Genomic DNA, 21,654 nt, shown 5'->3' on the forward strand with positions numbered 1-21,654 from the left:
CTTATATATATGGATTACAATAATATGACGCCTCTTCAGTTAGATGCACTTAAAGAAGTATCTAACATAGGGACAGGAAATGCGGCTACAGCATTATCACAACTTTTAGGTAGAAAAATAGATATGAATGTACCGGATATAAATATAGTTCCTTTTGAAGAGGTAATGGCAGAAATAGGAGAGGAAAAAGTAGCTGTAGGAGTATTAGTAAGGGTACTAGGAGATACTCCGGGGAATATATTGTTTGTATTTGAAAAAAGTACAGCATTAGATTTGGTTCATAGATTAACTGGCATGCAAGAGGAAGAATTAAGTGAGATGGGAAATTCAGTAATGTGTGAAATAGGAAATATAATATCCGCTTCATATATGAATGCTATAGCCAGATTCACTAATTTAACCATAACACCATCCGTTCCAGCAGTATCCTATGATATGTTAGGGGCAATATTGTCTACTACCTTTATAGAAGCAGGACAATATAATGAGCATGTTTTGGATATTGAAACTGTATTCAAAGAGGATGGATCAGAAATAAGTGGGCATTTTTATTACATACCAATGCCTGGTTCATTAGAAAAAATATTAAATACATTAGGAGTAAGTTAATTTGTATTAATTTGGAGGGAAAGAAAAATGGCAAAAGTATTAATCGTTGATGACGCTGCATTTATGAGAATGATGATAAAAGATATATTAGAGAAAAATGGATTTGAAGTTGTAGGAGAAGCTAATAATGGATTAAAAGCTGTAGAACTATATAAAAAGGAGCAACCAGATGTAGTAACTATGGATATAACTATGCCAGATATGGATGGAATAGAAGCGGTAAAAGCCATAAGAGAATTTGATGCTGCTGCAAAAATAATAATGTGTAGTGCTATGGGACAACAAACTATGGTTATGGATGCTATAAAGGCAGGAGCAAAAGATTTTATCGTAAAACCATTCCAAGCAGATAGAGTTTTAGAAGCTATCAAAAAGGTTATAGGATAAAGTATAAAAGAAATTTAATTTCTTAAAGTTTAAAACTTATAGGTGCATTAGGTAAATATCTTAATGCACTAATGGTTTATTTTGAGAGGAGGCTTTCCTTTGCAAGTTGTAATATTTAAATTAAATAATGAACAGTTTGCAGTTCAAACTGATAAAATACAAAGTATAAACGATGCTATGGAAATAACTAAGGTTCCAAAGGCACCAACTCACATAAAAGGACTTATAAATTTAAGAGGAAATATTATCTCACTTTTAGATATAAATCTTTTATTAGACATACCAAAGGGAGATAAAAGCCAAAATAATATAATAATATTAGAAATGGAAGATGAACTAGTAGGAATAGCTGTAGATGATGTATATGAAGTTTTAGATGTAGAAGAAAAATTAATAGAAAGATCCTCAGATGAAAGAAGAAAAGAATATATAGAAGGAATAATTAATTTTCAAGATAGAATAGTAACATTAATAGACATAGATAAATTATTATAATTCTCAAAAAGGAAATGAGGGAAATATATGGCAGAAATATTATCCCAGGGTGAAATAGATGCCCTTTTATCTGCTCTATCTTCAGGAGAAATAACACCAGACGAGGTTCCCAAAGAAGAGGAAAAGCAAAAAGTAAAACCCTATGATTTTAAAAGACCTCAAAAGTTTTCAAAGGATCACATAAGAACCTTAGAGCTTATACACGATAATTATGCAAGAATAATATCAAATTATTTAACAGCTCAAGTTAGAAGTAATGTGAAAGTTAAGATAGAATCAGTTCAGCAGATAACTTATGAAGAATTTATTCACTCTGTGCCAAATCCAACAATTTTAACTATATTTAAAATGCCACCTTTAAACGGTTCCGTATTATTTGAAACAAATCCTCAATTTGTATTTCAAATGATAGATGTACTTTTGGGTGGTAATGGCAATGGAAACTACAAAATGAGAGAGTTTACAGATATAGATAAAAATATAATGAAACAAATAAACACAGGACTTATAACAAATTTAAAATTAGCATGGGAAGATGTAATGGAAGTGGATGTTGAAATAGAAAGCTTAGAAACTAATCCAGCTTTAAATCAAACCCTAGCTCCAACAGAACCTGTAGCTTTAATAACTTTCTCGGTAGAAATGGGAAAAAGTAATACTTTTATAAATATTTGTATACCATATTTGAGCATAGAAAAAGTTTTAGAAAAACTAGTAGTTCAATACTGGTTTAGAGAAAATGATGAGGAATCCATAGAAGAATCTTCATCTAAGATAAAGGAAAGAATAAATATAGTTAGCATGGAACTAACTGCTGAATTAGGAAGAACTTCAGTTACAGTAGAAGAATTTTTAAGATTGGCTGTAGGGGATGTGGTAGCCTTAGATACTAAGACTGAGGAACCTGTCCATTTATTAATAGAAAAAGAACCAGGTTATTATGCTAAACCAGGAGTTATAGGCAAGAATATAGGGTTACAGATACTAGATCAAATAGATAAGGATGTGGAAAGTTATGAGTAACGGGTTTCTTTCACAGGAAGAAATAAATGCTCTTCTAAATGGAGAGGGAAGCCAAGAGGAGGAAGAAAAAAAAGAAGCAACAGATACTGAATTACCAGAATTGCCTGATCTTACAGATCTTGAAAAAGATCTTTTAGGAGAAGTAGGAAATATATCTATGGGTTCAGCCTCCACAGCGCTTTCAACTATAATAAATCAGCAGGTTAATATAACAACGCCTGTGGTAAGTGTTACAACTTTAGAAAGATTAAAAGATTCTTTTGAAATTCCTAATATAGCTTTAGAGGTAAAATATACTAGCGGTATAGTAGGAGAAAACCTATTAGTTATGAAAATTGACGATGCCGCTGTAATATCAAACTTAATGATGGGTGGAAATGGAATTGTTGAAGGAGAAATAAAAGAATTATCAGAAATAGAAATAAGTGCCGTATCAGAAGCTATGAATCAAATGATAGGTTCAGCAGCTACATCTATGGCCACTATGTTTGCAAGAGAAGTAAATATATCACCACCACTATCAAAGATTTGGTCAGATTTAACAGCACCACTAGCTGAGGGAATAAGTGATGATGAACCAGTGGTTCTAGTATCCTTTTCTTTAAATATAGGTGAGTTAGTAGATAGTAGTATAATGCAACTTTTACCTATGAAGACAGCTAAAAAAATAGTTGCTATTATGATGGGAGAGGAAAGCATGGATGAACCATCAGTAGAAAATAATTCAACTCCAGCACCAATTGTAGAGGAGAAAAAGTCTGCTAAAGCAGTAGAAGCACCAAAACAAGAAATCGTATATGAGAAACCAATAGAAAGAGAAGCTCCAAAGGTAGAAGTAAAGCAAGCTTCCTTTGAACCATTATCTGTAAGGGAATCTGCAACTACTATGCCTAATAATATAGACTTAATATTAGATGTACCACTTCAAATATCCGTAGTATTAGGAAGAACAAAAATGAACGTAAAAGATATATTAAATTTAGGAAATGGTTCTTTAATAGAATTAGATAAATTAGCAGAAGAACCAGTAGAAATACAAGTAAATGGTAAAAAAGTGGCCTATGGAGAAGTGGTTGTAGTAGATGAAAACTTTGGAGTAAGGATAACTAATATAGTTAGCAGTCAAGAAAGAATAAAATCCTTAGGAAAGTAAAACTAGGTATATAATAATGAGGTTGCCTAAGAATAAACTAAATTTAATTTTAACACTGCAAAGATAAAAAATACATTTATAAACCAACTTAGTTAACTAATAAATTTATTACATATATTTTTATCTTTGCTATATTAAAATCAAATTTATTTTGAGATATCCTTATTTAATAGTTGAAAGTAAAAGCTATGAATTTAAAAGTATAATATTTTAAATTCATAGCTTTTAAATTTAAAAAGAAAATGTATATTTTATTAAATTTTAGGTTTTTTATAAATTGATATATACTTTATTACTAAGAATATAATATAATAAACTAGGCCTCTATGGATATTTTAATAAAAATAAATTTATAAATAATGGTAATAATATAAATGGATATTAAATGAGCTATATTACAACTATATTATAAGAAATTTAATATAATTAACTTTACAATTAAAGCAGAAAAATAGAGGGACATTGAAAGATAAAAAGCTATTTTATCACTACTAAAGGGTATAAACCTTAATATAAGCTTTTCGATAATAGTAGTACAACAGCGTAAAACCACAGTTAATTGTAGGTTAAAAATATATTTGGGAGTGTATATATATGAAGATAAATGGAGTAGGTATAACAAATAGTATAAATGCTTACAATGCTAACAAAAAAATAACAGAAAAAGAAGAAGTAAAAAGCTTAAAGGACAAAATAGAAATATCTCATTTAGGTAAAAGCTTAACTACTTATTCTTTAGATGATAAGTTTTTAAACGAAAAAGAAAGATTAGATAGAGTAAATGATATAAAAGATAAAATAGAAAAGGGTACTTATAAAGTTGATTCAAAATTAGTAGCAGAAAAGCTATTAAATAATATTAAGGAGAAATTTTAATGGAAGAAAAAATAAAACAATCATTAAAAGAAGAGATAAAAGTACTAAAAGAGCTTTTAAACCTTCTAGATGATCAACATGAATTTATTTCCTTTAAAAAAACCTTTGAGTTAGATAAAATAGCCATAGACATAGAAGAAAAATGTAAAGAGTTAGCTAAGAAAGAAATGGCTAGGCGTAATCTAATAGGAGATACTTCTATGAAAGAATTCATAGCTAACGCAAAGGATGAAGAACTTAAGTCTGTATATAAAGAAGCTACAAATTTACTAGAAGAAATAAAACTTCAAAAGGATAGTAATGATATGCTAATAAAACAGGTTATATCATTAACTACTAATATGCTGAGCATATTAAATCCAGATAGGACACCTAAAACCTATGGACCCTATGGAAGGCGATAAAACAGGCAAGACAAAAGGCTATACAGCCTTGCATAGTCTTTGCCTATTTTTATACAAAATATTAGTTACAATAATCAATTATAAACTAAAAATTGATCATTAATTAAGTATTGAGCATTTAACAATGATAATTGACAATTATACTTAATCCTACCAATACACAAGACATTAATTAATTATAGACAAGCTATATTATTAAAGCTTTTATAGTATAACTACGAAAATAGACATATAAACAAATAGATAGGGAGATGAGAGAGATGTCCGGATTATTCGGAACTTTGAATATAGGTAAAAGTGGTATGTTCGCACAACAGGGAGCTATAAATACCACATCCCATAACATAGCTAATGCAAATACCGAAGGGTATTCAAGACAAAGAGTAGAACTTCAAACCACAAGACCTTACTGCATGCCGAGTATGAACAGTACTGTGGGACCAGGACAAGTAGGTACAGGAGTTCAAATAGCAGCTATAAATAGAGTAAGAGATAGTTTTCTAGATTATCAAACAAGAGTAGAATTAGGAGTACAAGGTCATTTTTCCAGTAGACATAAATTTTTATCCCAAATAGAAAATATATTAAATGAGCCTACAGATGTGGGTATATCAAAATTGTTTGGAAAGTTCTTTGATGCTTGGGAGGATTTATCTTTAAATCCACAAACCTCAAATGCTAAATCAGTAGTAATGCAACAAGCATCAGCTTTAGCTGATGAATTAAGGCATACCTTTAATGAACTTTCAAAATTAAAAGAAAATACTCAAATGGAAATACAACAAACAGTATTTGAAGTAAATAGTATACTAGATCAAATAAATCAATTAAATCAAGAAATTATACAGGTAAAGGTAGCAGGACAACAACCAAATGACTTAATGGATAGAAGAGACTTATTATTAGACAAGCTAAGTGCAAAGTTTGGTATAGAAATTGATAAAGAAAATTTTGAGGGAATAAAGTTAACTACATCTAATCATTCAAAGGATTACGAAAAGAAAACATCACCCTTTGGAGGAGAACCACCTCAAATAAAGGATAAAGACGGTAAATATCAGGATGCAAATTTAGTGCAAAGGACAGAACCAGGAGAAGTATACAGATTTTCATATATCAAAGATATAAAACCTAAGGAAGATGCTACTAAACCGGGAGAACCTGGTGAATATACAGTAACCTATTATGTAGGAGGAGACACAAAAACTGAAGATAATAAAAGAACATTGACCATTAAGATAGAATCTGAAGAAGATTTTAAAAGATTAGATGAATGTAAAGTGCTTTGGACAGATAAGGATGGGAATGCGGTACAGATTAAAGATAATAGTGGTGAAGGAAAAGATGATAATAATGCCATTGGAGTTCTAAAAGATAATGATAAATCAGATTTTAAGAATTTAAAATTATTTGAACCACCTTCAGGAGAGTTAAGGGGACAAATGTCTGTACAGCAGGATATAGATAAATACGAAGAACAGTTAAATAAATTAGCTAAAGCCTTAGCTTTTTCTGTAAATGCTGTTCATACACAAAGCTTGGATCCTGCAAATCCTAAAGATGGAGCGCTAAACTTCTTTATTAACGGCAAAGATCCAGACAATGAAGAAGAAATAACAGCAGAAAATATAGCAATAAATCCAGATATAAAAAAGAATCCTATGAAAATAATGGCTGGAATAACGTCAAACTCTGGTGAAGGAGATGGAAAGAGAGCTTTAGCCATATCTCAAATAAAGGATGTATTTATGAGTATACAGGGCATAGATAAAAATACAGACAGAGAAACATTTTTAAAAGAATTCTTTAAGCCAAATGATGAATTCGAATTTAATGGTACCAAATTGAATACTATACAAAAAGATACTAATGGTATGACTATGAACACTTTTTTTAATGATATTATAGGTGGCCTTGGAGTAGATGAGGGAGAGGCTATAAGAATGGTTAAAAACCAAGCTACTTCATTAGCGGGGTTTCAACAAGCTAGAGATTCTGTATCAGGGGTATCATTAGATGAAGAATTTTCAAACTTAATACAGTTTAATCATTGTTATCAAGCCAATGCAAAAATAATAAGTACTGTGGACCAATTATTAGATGTGGTAATAAATGGGCTTAAGAGATAATGGGTTAACAGAGTAAAGAGTATAGAGTTTGGAGAATTGATAATTTAGGAAAGTTGCTTTAATAAGGATAAAGGCTAGTTTAAAAAATTAAAAACTTTTGGGAAAAGTTAAGAAAAGATATCAATAATTTTTTATTTTCAATTTTAAATTTTAAAAAATAAGAGGTGAGGATTTTGAGAATAACAAATAAAATGATGGCAGATTCATTTATGACAGATATGAATAATAATTTGGAAAATTTAGATAGAATTAGACAACAACTAACTTCTGGTAAAAACTTCTCTAAGCCATCCCATGATCCAGCTGGAGTTATAAGAAGTATGCAACTTTATACAGGCATAGATGCCAATAAACAATATAACAAAAATATAAATAATGTAATAAATTGGCTAGATGTTACAGATACAGCTTTGGATCAAATAGGAAAGCAGTTAGGGAATATAAGGGATAAATTAGAGGCTGCAGGGGATCCAGTATTTGGTGAAACAGAAAGAAAGGCTTTAAGGGATGAGATAAATGGGATTATAGGAAGTATGTCCCAAACTCTAAATACTACCTTCGATGGTAAATATATATTTTCGGGTACAAGGGTTACTTCAAAACCAACAGGGGTAGAAAAAAACAGTAAAAACAATGACCTTGTTTATCTAAAAAATGATCAGAGTACATTATTATTAGATGAGACTTTAAAGGCTGTAAGTGCGGCAGAAAAATTATCAGGGAAGAGTATAAATGAAATAAAGGATTCAGAATTATTAGATTTGAAAAGTTTAGTAAGTAAAGATCCAAGTGCTCTAACACCGGAAGAAAAAGATAAGGTAAATAAGTTAAGTAGTGAAGAAATAGATGCGTTAAAAAATTTATCAGATGATGATTTAAAACATTTAGGAGAATATAATCAAATGAGTGCCAAATTAAAGGCAGAAATATCTGAAGGGGTAGTAATGGAATATAATGTAACTGCTACAGAGGTTTTAGAAGGTGGAGGAGATCTAAGGCAGTTACTAAAAGACATAGTAAAACATTTAGAAAGTGATGATCCAAAAGAAATAAGTAAACTATATGGTGAGGATTTAGGAAATATAGATAAGGTTTTAGATAATGTACTTAGAATAAGGTCAGAAGTAGGAGCAAAACAAAACAGAATGGAAGCAGCACAGGAAATGAATAAAGAAACAAACTTTAATATGAAAGAAATTTTATCTCATACAGAGGATGTGGATGTAGTAGAAAAAAATATGGAATATGCTATACTTCAATCTGTATATATATCATCCCTTCAAACCAGTGCAAAAGTTCTACAACCAACATTGATGGACTACTTAAGATAGAGAACAACTAACAGATTACAGAGAAAAGAGTATAGATAGTAGAGTATGATTAAGGGCGTATAGACAACAATTAATATAGAATAATTGATTTTAGTATAGAGAGTGGGGTAAGTATGAATTTAAATACGAAATATCATGGATGTATAGAGTATGAAGAAAAGGATGTAATTTATTTTGAAAAGGGTATACCAGGATTTGAAGAATTAAAGAAATTTATAATATTTCCTGTGAAAGATAATGATGTATTTTCAGTTTTTCATTCCATAGAAAAGGAAGATATGGGTATTATAGTTACTTCTCCTTTTAATATAGAAAAGGAATACGAGATACAATTGGAGAAAGAACAAATAGCAAATCTTAAACTGCAGGATGAAAAAGATACATTAGTTTTAAATACAGTTACCTTAAATTCAGACATAAATAAAATAACAGCAAATTTAAGAGCTCCCATTGTTATAAATATAAAAGAAAAAATAGGGGAACAAATAATAATAAATAGTGATAAATATAAAGTAAAACATCCACTATTTAAGGAGGAAGCTTAATGCTGGTCATAACTAGAAAAAAAGGAGAGTCTTTTTTAATTGGAGATGATATAGAGATAACTGTAGTTAAATTAGATGATGGTTCTGTAAAATTAGCCATAGATGCCCCTAAAAAATTAACTATACTAAGAAAAGAACTTTATAATGAGGTGCAGGAAGAAAATAAAAAAGCTACTAATTTCAATCCTTCTATTTTGAAAAATATAAAAACTAAATAAAAGGAAGTGTAACACATGGAAGTAAAAGCTATAAGTCAAGGAAGACATCAAGCGTATAATTCTGAAATCATAAATAATGATATAAATTTAGATACCAATATTGAAAAAATTAAGTTGAATGAAAAACATACTACCTTGGATAAAGAAAATACAAAAGAAGTTAAAAATTCTGTAGATAAATTAAATAAGTTATTAGAAGGGCAGGATATACGTCTAGAGTACGAAATTTATGGTAAGTTTAGAGATTTAACCATAAGATTAATAGATACAAAAACAAAGGAAGTAATAAAAGAAATACCACCTAGAAAAATAATAGATATGGTAGCCAAACTATGTGAAATGGCAGGAGTTTTAGTAGACGAAAAGGCATAGTATTGGGAAATAAAAAAACATTTCAACCATTTTAAATTTTATAAGGTGGTGTGGTTATGGAATTTAGATTAAATAAAATAGACTTAGAGGTAAGGGATAAAATAAAGGAACAAACCAAAGAAGGAAAGGTTCATTCTAAGCAAAATATAACCATAAATAAACAGGACAGAGATAATAATTCAAAGGATAGAGGATTCTATGAACAACTAAAAAAACAAAAGAAAAATAAGAATAAAAATATAAAAGTAAAGGCAGTAAAATATGTCAAAGGTGAAAATTTAGACATAGAAGCTACAAAAGAAGAGATAGAAGGAAAAGCTACTATAGTAGGAACTATAATAGATACTAAAAAATAATTTAAAATTTTCCAATATAAGAGGAAGGTGTATTTAATGTATACAGCTAATGCATACAATACTTATAAAAATAACAGTGTTAACTTTGCTTCAAAGGATCAACTACTTTTAATGCTAGTGGATGGGGCTGTGAAATTTTCTAAAATAGCGAGACAAGCCATTTTAGATAAGGATATACCTAAAGCCCATGAAAATTTAGTGAAAACTCAAGATATATTCTATGAATTAATGGCAACTTTGGATGCTAATCAAGCTGGGACTTGGGGACATCAACTTATGTCAATTTATGAGTTTATAGTAAGAAAACTTGGAGAGGCTAATATAAAAAAGGATGTTAAAATAATGGATGAAGTTATTCCATTAATAGAAGATATAAGAGATACATGGTATGAAGCTGATAAACTATCGAAAGAAATGAAGTAAAACAAAAATTAATAGGTAAGAGTTAAAAGATAAAGAATTAAATATATATATTAATTTTTAAATAATAAAAGATGAGGGGGAATACTTATGCCTATGAGATTACCTGGACTTGCTACAGGAATGGATACAGACACTATGATAAAAAATATGATGAAACCCTATACTATGCGTGTAGATCAAATGAAACAGAAGTCACAAATATTAGTATGGCAACAGGACGCCTATAGAAACGTAATGGATGGAGTATCAAATATAACAAAAAAATATTTTGATTTATTAAATGGAGACAACTATATGTTATCTTCAAAGAATTTTTCTAGTTTAAAACCATCAGGAATACCAGATACTTCAAATATTAAAATAAATGCAGGCAGCGGCGCTATATCAGGAAATTATTCTTTAAAGGTTACAGAATTAGCATCTAAAGCTGAAGCCATAGGAACTAAGGCTGTAAATATAAAAACATTAAGTGAAGGAGATTATGGTATAAAGGTAGATGCTTCTAATAATAAAATAGTTATAGAGGGCAATGAAATAACATTAAGTGGAAGTAGATATAATAATGTATCGGATATAGCAGCTGAAATAAATAGCAAAATAAATGCAGATGGATCTGTTTTAAAAGATAAGGTAAAGGCTGTAGTTAAAGATGGAAGTATAAAGATAGAAAATTTATTTAAAATAGATGATACAAATAAAGAACTAAAAGTAACAGTAGATGGAAAAGAGTATACTGCACAGCTAACTACGGGAAACTTTACTTTAGAAGAATTAACAAAAGATATAAATAATAAATTAAAAGTTGCTAAGGATACTGATGGGAATGTGTTGTCAGAGGACAAAGGAGTTAAAGCATCTTTATCAGCGGATGGAAAGAGCATAGAATTTACAGGAACAACAGCTCAACCTAATTATTCTGTAGCTGGAGTTAATTTGGGAGGAACAGCAGAAGGAAGTGGAATTACAGGTACAGATGTAACAGTAGCTGGTAATTCAATAACTTATGCAAAGGAAATAATAGAAGGCTTTAATGATACATTTAATGTACAAATAGGTACTGATGCTTCAAAAACAGTAAAACTAGCAGCAGGAACTATAATTACATTAGCAGATTTAGAAACAAAACTTAATAATGCCTTTGCTAATGCAGGACTAAATAGTACTTTAACTGCAACAGTAAAAGAGGGAAAAGTAGTTTTATCATCTAATTCAGATAAACAAGTAATAATTACAGGAGAAACAGGGAAAAGTGCTACTTCTTTATTAGGATTACCAGATAGATATGAAATGTCCATGAGTACTTATGAAAAAATGTCTAATATAATAGATGGACCAGTTAAATTTACTATAAATGGTGTAGACTTTGATTATGATTTTACAAAAGATTATGATTCAACTACAGCACCAAATGGAGCTAAAAATAAAACTATATCTCAAATATTAGCAGACATATCAGACAAAGCTAAAGTAGATATAAGCTATAGTGAAATTAATAAAAAGTTCACTATAAGGTCTAAAGCTGAAGGCTCAAGTGAAAAAATAGTTGCTAGTGATACTTCAGGAGATTTTTTACAAAATCTATTTGGAAATAGCTCAATAAGTGAAAAGGGTAGAGATTCAGAATTTAATCTTACAACGCCAAATGGAACTTCTACAATAACTAAACCTACAAATAATTTTGCTATAGATGGTGTAAGTTATAATATATCTGGAGCTAAAAAAGATGAAGAAATAAGTTTTTCATTAAATGGTGATACAGGGGAGTCCTTTAATAAGATAAAAGGATTTATAGATGATTACAATAAATTAGTAGATGAATTACAGAAAAAAGTTATAGAGAAAAAATATAGAAAATTTGAACCATTAACGGAAGAACAGAAGAAAGACATGAAAGAAAATGATATAAAGCTTTGGGAAGAAAAGGCCCAGTCTGGTATATTAAGAAATGACTCGGATATACAAAATATGCTTTCCAGCTTAAGAAGAGCTTTCTTTGATTCTGTAGAGGGGGCAGGTCTTTCTTTAAGAGAAGTAGGATTAAACACATCTAGTGATTATACACAAGGTGGAAAAATAATATTTGACCCTATTATAGATAAGGATGGTAACAGTGGAGAAGAAAGACTTAAAAAACTTCTTAAAGAAGATCCAGATAGAGTATTTAAAATATTTTCAAAACAATCTGATAGCTATCCAAGTTATAGTCCAGATCTAACTTCAACTGAAAGAAATCAAAGGTATAAAGAAGAAGGAATACTTCAAAGGATAAATGATATATTTAAAGACTATACAAGAACCCAAAAAAATGTCAATGGTAAGATGGGGATATTTGTAGAGAAAGCAGGTATAAAAGGAACCACATCTGAAATAAATAATAATCTTTATAAAGAATTAGAAAAGAGAGAAAAAACTATAAAAGAAATGGAAGATAGACTTGTAGAACGTGAAAATAGATATTATTATCAATTTGCCCAATTAGAAAAATATATGAATCAAATGAATTCTCAATCTTCATGGCTTGCTCAACAATTAGGTGGAGGAAAATAGAAATAAAAATGAATGAATTGAGAAATAAATTAATAAATTTTAGAGAAATAACACTAAATATAATAGATTCTTTAGAAAAGGAAGACTATGATTCTCCAGAAAGGTTATTAGAAGAAAGGGAAAATATAATAAAAGAAATAAATAATTTAGATTACCAAAAGGAAGAGTTTAAAAAAGTAGATGAAGAGCTAGAACTATTAGTAATAGAAAAAAAGCTACAAAATCTTATGATAGATAAAAAAGTAAAGATAAAATTAAGACTAAAAAAAGCTTCAGAGAACAAAGAAGCAAATAAAAATTATAGTACAAAACAATTTAACACACAAAGTATATTAAATACAAAAATATAAAAATATAAAAATAAATATAAAAACTATAAAGTATAAAAAAAGAAATTCGATATAGTTAATGTAAGATAAATAAAAAGAAATAAGTTATGAAAAATAAATAAAAATATATAAAGTTTATAAAAATATATACGAGATATAATGCATAAAGAAAAGTAATTCAAAAAATGCTAGTAAACCTAAATGGTTTATCTATAAATAAAAAAATTGCACAAGGAAGTGCATGTAAAAAACAGGGAGGAATTTAAAATGATAATTAATCACAATTTAAACGCTATGAACGCTCATAGAAATATGGGAATCAACACTGGAAATTCTGGAAAGGCTATGGAAAAATTAAGCTCAGGTTTAAGAATAAACAGAGCTGGAGATGACGCAGCAGGACTAGCAATTTCTGAAAAAATGAGAGGACAAATAAGAGGATTAAACCAAGCTTCAAGAAACTCTCAAGATGGTATCTCTTTAATCCAAACAGCAGAAGGTGCTTTAAATGAAACTCACTCAATTCTTCAAAGAATGAGAGAATTATCAGTACAAGCTGCTAATGATACTAACGTTACAGTTGATAGAGATGCTATACAAAAGGAATTAACTTCATTAACATCTGAAATTGATAGAATAGCTACTACAACTCAATTCAATGAAAAGAATCTTTTAAACGGAGATTTAGGAACAACTGGAGCTAAACTTCAAATAGGAGCTAATGCTGATACTGCATTAACTTTAGAAATAAAAATAGCTAAGATGGATTCAACAGCATTAACAATTAAAGCTTCTGATGTTAAAGTTGGAAATAATACAGATGCTACAGCGTCTATAACTAATATTAATAACGCGATAAAAGAAGTATCAACTCAAAGATCAGGTCTTGGTGCATACCAAAACAGATTAGAGCATACTATAGCTAACTTAGATAATGCTTCTGAAAACTTACAAGCAGCAGAATCAAGAGTTAGAGATGTAGATATGGCTAAAGAAATGATGAACTTTAGCAAAAACAACATACTACAACAAGCTGCACAAGCTATGCTTGCTCAAGCTAATCAAGCTCCACAAGGTGTTCTTCAATTATTAAGATAATTGTAACTTGATTTTAAAAGAAGTCAGAAATCATTCTGACTTCTTTTTTTTTTTTTTAATAAAAAGCATTGTATATAGGAAAGTTGTTCATTATATAAAGAAAATATTCTTAAGTAATTTTTACAAAGTTCGATAAATAAAATAGGTAAATTTTATATTTAGGAGCGAAAAATAATGAAACTTAGCATCGCTATGATAGTTAAAAATGAAGAAAGAAATTTAGAAAGAACATTAATACCTTTAAAAAAATTACAGGATTATATAGATACAGAAATAGTAATAGTAGATACTGGTTCTACAGATAACACCGTAGAAATTGCTAAAAATTATACTAATAAAGTTTATTTTCATAATTGGAATAATAACTTTGCAGCTATGAGAAATATATCAATTAATTATTGTACTGGAGATTGGATATTAATATTGGATGCGGATGAAGTTCTTTATGACATAGATGAATTAATAAATCTATTAAATAGTAACAGCTTAAATGATTTTAATGCTGTTTTACTAAAAAGAATTGAATTTTTGAAAAGTGTAGAATACTCAGTTTCTAATGGGTATATATCACCCATACTTAGGTTGTTTAAGAAAAACACTATTTCTTATGAAGGGACTATTCATGAACAACCTAAATTTAACTATCCAGTTATGGAAAGTAGTGTTAGATTTATACATTATGGTTATGACAATAATGATTATGAAGTTATGGAGTATAAATTTAAGAGAAATTTAAGTTTGCTTTTAGGAGAACTAAAAGATGATCCTGATAGCGTATATATTAACTTTCAAATAGCAGTGTCTTATACAATGCATAATCAATTAAAAGAGGCATCGGAATATATTGAAATAGCATATGAAAAAGGGAAAAAGGATATTAACAAATACCTTTATGTAATAGATAAATATTGTTTTATTTTATACAATATGGGCAATTATAAGGCACTAATAGACAAAGCAATTGAAGGAATAAAATATTGTAATGATTTTTTAGATTTTTATTTTTATTTAGGAGAAGCATACTTTAATTTAAAGCAATACCCTAGTGCAATAGAAATATATAGTAAATATTTAAAAATTCACGAAGAATTTAATGATACTTTAGTTATGCCAAATAACACTTTAGCAGTAATGACAAGAAGATATAAAGAAAATATAATTTATAACTTAGCATTAAGTTATTATAAAAATAAATGTTTTAAAGAATCATTAGATACTATAAAAAAAATTGAAGATAGCAATCTTGTAAGAGAAAAGATAGTTTTTTTAATGAAAATTATTGTTGAAGGAAAATTATATAATGAAATTAATATAGTAGAAAAATATATTGATAAATATAATTATGAAAATTTACTATTCTTTGTTTATAAAGAGATTTCTATAGAGAATTTAAAAGAGCTTAACAATATAAAATTACATGAAAACTTATATGAAATATTCTCTTTAGTAAAATACTTTAAAGAAAATAATAATATAGATGAAAAGATTGCAGAATATATAAGAAAGATAATTGATAAAGCGCAAACACCGTATTCAATTTATATATATTATATTTTGAAATATGATATATATGAAATTAAAAATTTGATTAATTTTGGTAAAGATAAAATTGAAAATGTTTTAATTAACTTGTGCATTACTTATTTTGATTTTAATGGAGTGATATTACAAGGGTTGAAAAAAATTAGACCAAACAACATATCAAATATATTAATAAGGACAGTAATGGAGAAATCTCTAATTGTAGCTTCTAATTTACCTACAAATGAAAGGAAAAATATATTTTTGAATTATATAGCAGATAAATATTTTGTAATATTAAAACTATATAATGAAAGCTCTATTGAAAGATATTGTTGGATACTTCCTTCAGAAGAAAGGTTTATAATAAAGCTAAAAGAAGGGGTAAGTTATAAATATAAGGATCCTCTAAAATATATCCAATATATGAAAGATATTATAAATGAAGAGAGAATTTATATTGATTATGTAAAAATTTTAATAGAAGAGGATTGTGATTTTGTATTAAATAATGAACTTAAAACCCTTATTCCAGAACTTATAAGTAGCATACAATTACTTATAAACAACGAAAAATATCAAGAAGCTTATAGTACCATTGAAGAAGGTTTATCCTTAGTGAAATTTGATTTCGAGTTGATGCTATTAAAATATAATTTGCTGTTAAAATTTAATTATGAAGATGAAGCACTAAAGTGTTTAAGAGATGTAATTCTTTATGGAGATAGAGAAAAGGTTAATAAATTAATAAAAAATATATGATTAAAAATAAGAGGTACTATTAATGGAGATAACTTTATGTATGATAGTAAAGAATGAGGAAGAAAATATTGAAAAATGTATTACCAGTGCATTTCATATAGTGGATAATGCTGTTATAGTGGATACTGGTTCAACAGATAGTACAAAATATATAATAAAAAAATTTGGAGAAAAGGTAAAATTAATTGAGCATGAATGGAAAGATGATTTTTCGGAAGCTAGAAATGTAAGTATAGAAAATGCAAAGGGAGATTGGATACTTGTTCTTGATGCAGATGAGGAAATCTTAGGATATAAAGAACCAATATTAAAACAAATTACTAATACTAAAAAGGAGTCCTTTAATATCAAAGGGATAAATAAAATAGATGAAGAAGGCGGATTGAATTCTTTCTTCTACAATAGACTTTTTAAAAATAAAGGTTACAAGTATTATAGAGCGATACATGAGCAACTTAATATAGATGAAAATAAAGTAGGAGTTTTAGATGAAAAAATATTTAAAATAATACATTATGGATATTCAAAGGAAAACTTTATAAAAAGAGATAAAATGAATAGAAATTTAAGGATTCTAGCAAATGAATATAATAAAAGTCCAGAAGATCCTTTCATATGTTATCATCTTGGAGCAACCTATGCTTCTTCAGGGGATTATAAAAATGCTTTAAATTATTTTGTGAAAAGCTACCAAATAGGTTTGACTAAAGGATTCGGAGGCTATTATTACGAACTTTTAAAAAGAATGAGCCAATGTATTTATTTATTAAAAGATTATAGACTTTGTATAGATTTTTTAACAGGAATTTTAAAAGATGAAAATCTTAAAGGTTTTACTGACCTTTATTATATACTTGGAAGTTGCCTTTATGAGATTAAAGATTATGAAAATGCTAAAAAAATGTTTAATGAATGTATAAAGTTTGGAGAAAAAACTAAATTTCCCACCTTTACAGGAAGGGGCACTTTCCTTGCTGTACTTATGCTTGCTAGAATATATTTAGCTTTATCTAATAAACAAGAGGCTCAAAAATATTATCTGAAGCTTTTAAATTATAAAGAAAAATTATCAGAGGATATTATAGAAGAAATAAACTGTTATACAAAAAATGTAGAAACTGGAGGATTATAATGGAAAAATCATTAGAAGAACAACAAATAGAAGCCTTAGAAACAACAAATGAATATATACCCAAACTAATCAATGGCATCAATATGTATACGGATAGTGTAAAAGATGGTAAACAAGATGAAGCATTGAATCTACTTTCATATATAGTTGAAGGTATAGAATGGATTAATGAAGTAGCTAGATTAACGAAAGATATTCAAAAGACAAATATGGATGAAGAAATGATGAAAGAAAAGTTAGAGGAAATATCTAATTGTATAGATAAAAAAGAATATGATAGAATTTTTCATATATTAAAAGATGAAATATTGTCTATACTAAGTCTTTGGCAGGACAATGTAAAAAGATCTATATTAAATTAATAAAATTCAAATATTAGATGAAGTTCAAATTTGATTTATGGAGTGAAATAATAGTGGATAATAACTTGCTTCAATATCAGAAAAAATTCAAAGAAAATATAAGTTCATTAATTGAATCAAATAATTTGCAAGAGGCTAAAAATTTAATAAAGGAATATGAAAATATAATAAATAATGATATAGAAATATACTCTTTTAAATCAGTAATTTCAATAATGGAAAATAAATTAGATTATGCATTAGAAATTCTAGAAAAAGGAATATTAATAGATTCTAATAATTTTGACCTTTTATATAATAAGGCATATATAGAAGAAATGATGGAAAATTATAAAATAGCATATAAATATTACAAAAGGTGTTTAGATATTTCAAAAGATGAACAAATTAGATTAGAAATCAAAGAAAAACTAAATTATATAAAAAGTATTGATTCTAACTATGAATTATACGGAAATATAAGCTTATTACAAATAGAAGATAGATTAAATCCTAAATTTGATAATTATATAATTAATTCTTTCCATGAATTTGGATTTACTATATTAAGAGTTATAGATGAACCAAATATTGGCAAATTTAAGAAGGGTATAAGAAAATTAATTGTTTTATATGACTTAGATCCAATTGAAGTGAATAGTGAAGACAAAATAAAATATCCATATATGGACAATGGAAGGCTTTTTCTTATAAAAGATATAAATAAACAAGCCCAGATAGAATTAAATTTAAAAAATATTAAGAATTATATATATTTAACTAAAAATGAAAATGAGGCAAAAGAAATACTTAATAATTTATCTAAAGAAACCCTTGAAGATTTATCTAAAGAAATAAGAAAAATAGAAAAAGAGTATTTAACTGAATATGAAGTAATAAAGGTTTTTGAAGGATTTAAGCATAAAGCGAAGACAGAACTTATTAATTATAGAGATGGTTTAGCAGTTAAAAAAACTTGGAAACCTGATAATGAAAAATTTTTTAAAAGAGAAAAGTTTGCTTATAGTGAGTTAAGTAAAACAATTAAATATATCCCTAAATTATTAGAAAGTGGAGATAACTACGTCATTATTCCCTATTATAATGATGTATTAAATAAAAGTGAACAAAATAAAAAAATAATCTTAACTTCACATATTATTGATGTAGCAGCGTATTTTAAGCAACTATATGATTTAGGGTATTATAATCCAGATATACATCCAGGTCAGTTTTTATACACTGAAAAAGAAGGTATAATTGCTATTGATTTTGAATACTTACAAAAATACGAAGAGAAACCTAGCTCATTATTTGAATCCTATGATATTCTTGGTTATCCTAAAGAGTTTAACGGGGATAAACCTAATTATACAGGACAAAATTTACATAAGTGGTATGATGAATTATGGATTAAGTATACAGGATATGACTTAATGGAAATAGCAAAAATTTCCCACAAAAAATATCGAGGAAATAATGGTGAGATAGATAAAGTCTTAGGATTATTAAATTATGCTAAAACCTCTGGTAAAAGCTATAATGGATCTTTTTATAATAGTGCATATCACTCATTAGAATTAAAAGGATATTATTTTAGGGGGCAAAGAGAGTGTAAATTAAGGTTGAAAAAAATTCCTTATGATTTTAAAGACAAAGTAGTATTAGATATAGGATGTAATGTTGGCGGTATGCTTCATAGTTTATCCGATAAAATAGGAATAGGTATTGGAGTTGATTATGACTATAGATTAATTAATGCTGCTAATGCTATTAAAACCCTAAATTCTTCAAATAATTTATCTTTTTACATGTTTGATTTAGAAAATGAAGATTTAAATTTAATAAATAATTATGTATTATCAAATAAAGAAAAAGTAGACATATGCTTTTTATTATCCATATGTATGTGGATTAAAAATTGGAAAGAAGTTATTAAATTTATTTCAACAATATCAGATAACTTACTTTTTGAAACAAATGGTACGGAAAAGCAACAAGCCGAACAAATAGAAGAGCTTAAAAAATATTATAAAAATATACAATTAATAGAGAAAGCTTCTAATGATGATCCAGGACAGCCATATAGAATGTTAGTTTTATGTAGCATAGTATAAATTTTTTTCAAAAGTTTACAATAATTAGTTTAAGGTTTTAAAATTTTGAGGTGAGAAAATGCAAGATATTGATCAATATAAAAAGATTGTAAAAGGGAATATAGAGGCGTTAATAAATGAAAATAATTTAACCGAGGCTAAGAATTTAATAAAGGAATATGAAGAACTAGTTCCCTATGATATAGATGTTTACTCCATCAAAGGTGTTATAGCTATGATGGAAGGAAATATGGATGAAAGTGAAAAAATTTTAAAAGAGGGAATTTCTATAATTAAAGATAATTTTGATTTAAACTATAATCTTGCTTATTTATATGAATGTGAAAAAAAATATGTAGAAGCGTATGGATATTATAGGGAATCTTTGCAATATTGTAATACTGACATTAAAGAACAGATATTAGACAAGATTAGGAGTTTAAAAGAAATTAAAGAAGTTAGAGAATATAAAGAAGAAACAGTGAAAAGCGCACCTAAGCCACCAACTATAAAAATATTTACAAAAGTTTATAATGTAAAAGAATACATTCATGAATGCGCTGAAAGTGTTTTAAATCAAACTTTCAAGGATTTTGAATGGATTGTATTAGATAATGGGTGCACAGATGGAACTAGTGAAATTTTGGAAAGATATGCTGAAAAAGATAATAGAATTAAACTCTTCAAAAATGAAATGAATAATATTATATATGGTATACCAGAAAATAAGGATTTTATTGATTATTTTTATAATCTACAATCAGAATATTTATGTTGGCTAGATAGTGATGATTACTTGCATAAAGACTTTTTAAAGGATTTATATATAGCGGCTAAAAAATATAATGCAGATATTTCTGCAGCTGGTACCCAAATGTTTAATGATGAAAATCCGAGTCTTCGTGCTAATAGATGTCCACCTACATTTCATACTAATAATACAACCGAACTAGGAAATGGATTTTCAAATTTTTATGGCTCTTTTAGGTCTTTGTGGGGAAAATTGATAAAAACATCTACATATAATAGAGCTGTGGAATTTATGAGTCATAACAATATAAAAATATTTAATGGTGGAGATACATATATGTGTCTTACATTTCTAAAATATTCTAATTCTGTGGTTTCATTAAATAAAGTGCTACATTATTATAGAATAAGGGAAAACTCTCTTTACCAATCTCAAGTAAATAAAAATAGATATTTAGATTATTTAATAATATATAAAGAGAGTAAGAAACTTTTAGACAGCTGGAACAAATTAAATGATACAAATTTAAACTTTATTACAGAGGTTTTGTATTGTTCCATGAAAGATTGTATAGATATAGCAGCTAAAACTTTAAAGGCACCTTTAAAAGATAGAATTGAAGTAATTACAGCTATTTTATCGAATATAAAACTTAGAAAAATTCTTAATGATAGAGGTATATTAATTAATTTGATAGATGAAGGTATAAATACTTTAAACATAATAGTAGAGGAAAAAAATACAAAAACCATATAG

Annotated in this window: 22 protein-coding genes; all 22 read left to right on the top strand. The window is 27.6% G+C overall.

Features of this window, described 5'->3' with window-relative positions:
- The first annotated feature begins 9 nt into the window (after positions 1 to 9).
- The 22 genes from ACYUEW_RS00070 to ACYUEW_RS00175 all read left to right on the top strand — a co-directional run bounded on the left by ACYUEW_RS00070 (position 10) and on the right by ACYUEW_RS00175 (position 21,654).
- The gene (locus tag ACYUEW_RS00070) at positions 10 to 609 is read left to right on the top strand and encodes a chemotaxis protein CheC (RefSeq protein ID WP_003484353.1); all 600 of its coding nucleotides are present in this window, start codon (positions 10 to 12) and stop codon (positions 607 to 609) included.
- Between the two features lie 27 nt (positions 610 to 636).
- Positions 637 to 996 carry a response regulator gene (locus ACYUEW_RS00075; protein ID WP_003359271.1) on the top strand — a complete coding sequence of 120 codons (360 nt, stop codon included), beginning with the start codon at positions 637 to 639 and terminating at the stop codon, positions 994 to 996.
- A gap of 99 nt (positions 997 to 1,095) precedes the next feature.
- Positions 1,096 to 1,491 (top strand): chemotaxis protein CheW, encoded by a 396-nt coding sequence (locus tag ACYUEW_RS00080; RefSeq protein ID WP_003494998.1) that lies wholly within the window; start codon positions 1,096 to 1,098, stop codon positions 1,489 to 1,491.
- 27 nt (positions 1,492 to 1,518) lie between these two features.
- Positions 1,519 to 2,514 carry a flagellar motor switch protein FliM gene (gene fliM / locus ACYUEW_RS00085; protein ID WP_072586551.1) on the top strand — a complete coding sequence of 332 codons (996 nt, stop codon included), beginning with the start codon at positions 1,519 to 1,521 and terminating at the stop codon, positions 2,512 to 2,514.
- Positions 2,507 to 3,667 (top strand): flagellar motor switch phosphatase FliY, encoded by a 1,161-nt coding sequence (gene fliY / locus ACYUEW_RS00090; RefSeq protein ID WP_460275958.1) that lies wholly within the window; start codon positions 2,507 to 2,509, stop codon positions 3,665 to 3,667. Before fliM ends, fliY begins: the two co-directional genes overlap by 8 nt.
- 594 nt (positions 3,668 to 4,261) lie before the next feature.
- Positions 4,262 to 4,543, top strand: coding sequence for a flagellar biosynthesis anti-sigma factor FlgM (gene flgM / locus ACYUEW_RS00095; RefSeq protein WP_003484368.1), 282 nt, complete (start codon positions 4,262 to 4,264; stop codon positions 4,541 to 4,543).
- A complete protein-coding gene (locus tag ACYUEW_RS00100; RefSeq protein WP_265204484.1) occupies positions 4,543 to 4,947 on the top strand; it encodes a flagellar protein FlgN in 405 nt (134 codons plus the stop codon). Before flgM ends, ACYUEW_RS00100 begins: the two co-directional genes overlap by 1 nt.
- A gap of 260 nt (positions 4,948 to 5,207) precedes the next feature.
- A complete protein-coding gene (gene flgK / locus ACYUEW_RS00105; protein ID WP_265204482.1) occupies positions 5,208 to 7,076 on the top strand; it encodes a flagellar hook-associated protein FlgK in 1,869 nt (622 codons plus the stop codon).
- A 173-nt stretch (positions 7,077 to 7,249) separates the two neighbouring features.
- The gene (flgL, locus tag ACYUEW_RS00110; protein ID WP_265204479.1) at positions 7,250 to 8,407 is read left to right on the top strand and encodes a flagellar hook-associated protein FlgL; all 1,158 of its coding nucleotides are present in this window, start codon (positions 7,250 to 7,252) and stop codon (positions 8,405 to 8,407) included.
- A gap of 113 nt (positions 8,408 to 8,520) precedes the next feature.
- Complete coding sequence (gene fliW, locus ACYUEW_RS00115) at positions 8,521 to 8,952, top strand: flagellar assembly protein FliW (RefSeq protein ID WP_265204478.1); 432 nt, start codon at positions 8,521 to 8,523, stop codon at positions 8,950 to 8,952.
- Positions 8,952 to 9,170, top strand: coding sequence for a carbon storage regulator CsrA (csrA, locus tag ACYUEW_RS00120; RefSeq protein ID WP_003484377.1), 219 nt, complete (start codon positions 8,952 to 8,954; stop codon positions 9,168 to 9,170). The genes fliW and csrA overlap by 1 nt, the downstream gene beginning before the upstream one ends.
- A gap of 15 nt (positions 9,171 to 9,185) precedes the next feature.
- Entirely contained in the window at positions 9,186 to 9,542 is a 357-nt protein-coding gene (locus ACYUEW_RS00125) for a flagellar protein FlaG (RefSeq protein ID WP_265204476.1), read from the top strand.
- 56 nt (positions 9,543 to 9,598) lie between these two features.
- Entirely contained in the window at positions 9,599 to 9,898 is a 300-nt protein-coding gene (locus tag ACYUEW_RS00130) for a hypothetical protein (protein ID WP_003484379.1), read from the top strand.
- A 36-nt stretch (positions 9,899 to 9,934) separates the two neighbouring features.
- Positions 9,935 to 10,321, top strand: a complete 387-nt coding sequence (fliS, locus tag ACYUEW_RS00135) for a flagellar export chaperone FliS (RefSeq protein WP_061906400.1) — start codon at positions 9,935 to 9,937, stop codon at positions 10,319 to 10,321.
- A gap of 93 nt (positions 10,322 to 10,414) precedes the next feature.
- Positions 10,415 to 12,868 (top strand): flagellar filament capping protein FliD, encoded by a 2,454-nt coding sequence (fliD, locus tag ACYUEW_RS00140; protein WP_460276086.1) that lies wholly within the window; start codon positions 10,415 to 10,417, stop codon positions 12,866 to 12,868.
- Positions 12,869 to 12,876: 8 nt separating this feature from the next.
- Complete coding sequence (locus ACYUEW_RS00145) at positions 12,877 to 13,218, top strand: flagellar protein FliT (RefSeq protein ID WP_003495021.1); 342 nt, start codon at positions 12,877 to 12,879, stop codon at positions 13,216 to 13,218.
- A gap of 246 nt (positions 13,219 to 13,464) precedes the next feature.
- Entirely contained in the window at positions 13,465 to 14,295 is an 831-nt protein-coding gene (locus ACYUEW_RS00150; RefSeq protein ID WP_460275959.1) for a flagellin N-terminal helical domain-containing protein, read from the top strand.
- Between the two features lie 174 nt (positions 14,296 to 14,469).
- Positions 14,470 to 16,578, top strand: coding sequence for a glycosyltransferase (locus tag ACYUEW_RS00155; protein ID WP_460275960.1), 2,109 nt, complete (start codon positions 14,470 to 14,472; stop codon positions 16,576 to 16,578).
- A gap of 22 nt (positions 16,579 to 16,600) precedes the next feature.
- Complete coding sequence (locus ACYUEW_RS00160) at positions 16,601 to 17,710, top strand: tetratricopeptide repeat-containing glycosyltransferase family 2 protein (RefSeq protein ID WP_460275961.1); 1,110 nt, start codon at positions 16,601 to 16,603, stop codon at positions 17,708 to 17,710.
- Entirely contained in the window at positions 17,710 to 18,072 is a 363-nt protein-coding gene (locus ACYUEW_RS00165) for a hypothetical protein (RefSeq protein WP_460275962.1), read from the top strand. Before ACYUEW_RS00160 ends, ACYUEW_RS00165 begins: the two co-directional genes overlap by 1 nt.
- 53 nt (positions 18,073 to 18,125) lie before the next feature.
- Positions 18,126 to 20,168: a hypothetical protein gene (locus tag ACYUEW_RS00170; protein ID WP_460275963.1), complete on the top strand. Its 2,043-nt coding sequence runs from the start codon at positions 18,126 to 18,128 to the stop codon at positions 20,166 to 20,168.
- 58 nt (positions 20,169 to 20,226) lie between these two features.
- Entirely contained in the window at positions 20,227 to 21,654 is a 1,428-nt protein-coding gene (locus tag ACYUEW_RS00175; RefSeq protein WP_460275964.1) for a glycosyltransferase, read from the top strand.

The sequence above is a fragment of the Clostridium sp. CTA-1 genome (assembly GCF_054768215.1).

Bases quoted from the DNA above. Each gene is read 5' to 3' on its own strand.
- ACYUEW_RS00160 (WP_460275961.1), top strand. From the start codon at position 16,601: ATGGAGATAACTTTATGTATGATAGTAAAGAATGAGGAAGAAAATATT.
- ACYUEW_RS00145 (WP_003495021.1), top strand. From the start codon at position 12,877: ATGAATGAATTGAGAAATAAATTAATAAATTTTAGAGAAATAACACTA.
- ACYUEW_RS00075 (WP_003359271.1), top strand. From the start codon at position 637: ATGGCAAAAGTATTAATCGTTGATGACGCTGCATTTATGAGAATGATG.
- ACYUEW_RS00125 (WP_265204476.1), top strand. From the start codon at position 9,186: ATGGAAGTAAAAGCTATAAGTCAAGGAAGACATCAAGCGTATAATTCT.
- ACYUEW_RS00150 (WP_460275959.1), top strand. From the start codon at position 13,465: ATGATAATTAATCACAATTTAAACGCTATGAACGCTCATAGAAATATG.
- fliD (WP_460276086.1), top strand. From the start codon at position 10,415: ATGAGATTACCTGGACTTGCTACAGGAATGGATACAGACACTATGATA.
- ACYUEW_RS00175 (WP_460275964.1), top strand. From the start codon at position 20,227: ATGCAAGATATTGATCAATATAAAAAGATTGTAAAAGGGAATATAGAG.
- ACYUEW_RS00155 (WP_460275960.1), top strand. From the start codon at position 14,470: ATGAAACTTAGCATCGCTATGATAGTTAAAAATGAAGAAAGAAATTTA.
- fliW (WP_265204478.1), top strand. From the start codon at position 8,521: ATGAATTTAAATACGAAATATCATGGATGTATAGAGTATGAAGAAAAG.
- ACYUEW_RS00070 (WP_003484353.1), top strand. From the start codon at position 10: ATGGATTACAATAATATGACGCCTCTTCAGTTAGATGCACTTAAAGAA.
- flgK (WP_265204482.1), top strand. From the start codon at position 5,208: ATGTCCGGATTATTCGGAACTTTGAATATAGGTAAAAGTGGTATGTTC.
- fliM (WP_072586551.1), top strand. From the start codon at position 1,519: ATGGCAGAAATATTATCCCAGGGTGAAATAGATGCCCTTTTATCTGCT.
- ACYUEW_RS00130 (WP_003484379.1), top strand. From the start codon at position 9,599: ATGGAATTTAGATTAAATAAAATAGACTTAGAGGTAAGGGATAAAATA.
- ACYUEW_RS00100 (WP_265204484.1), top strand. From the start codon at position 4,543: ATGGAAGAAAAAATAAAACAATCATTAAAAGAAGAGATAAAAGTACTA.
- flgM (WP_003484368.1), top strand. From the start codon at position 4,262: ATGAAGATAAATGGAGTAGGTATAACAAATAGTATAAATGCTTACAAT.
- ACYUEW_RS00165 (WP_460275962.1), top strand. From the start codon at position 17,710: ATGGAAAAATCATTAGAAGAACAACAAATAGAAGCCTTAGAAACAACA.
- fliY (WP_460275958.1), top strand. From the start codon at position 2,507: ATGAGTAACGGGTTTCTTTCACAGGAAGAAATAAATGCTCTTCTAAAT.
- csrA (WP_003484377.1), top strand. From the start codon at position 8,952: ATGCTGGTCATAACTAGAAAAAAAGGAGAGTCTTTTTTAATTGGAGAT.
- fliS (WP_061906400.1), top strand. From the start codon at position 9,935: ATGTATACAGCTAATGCATACAATACTTATAAAAATAACAGTGTTAAC.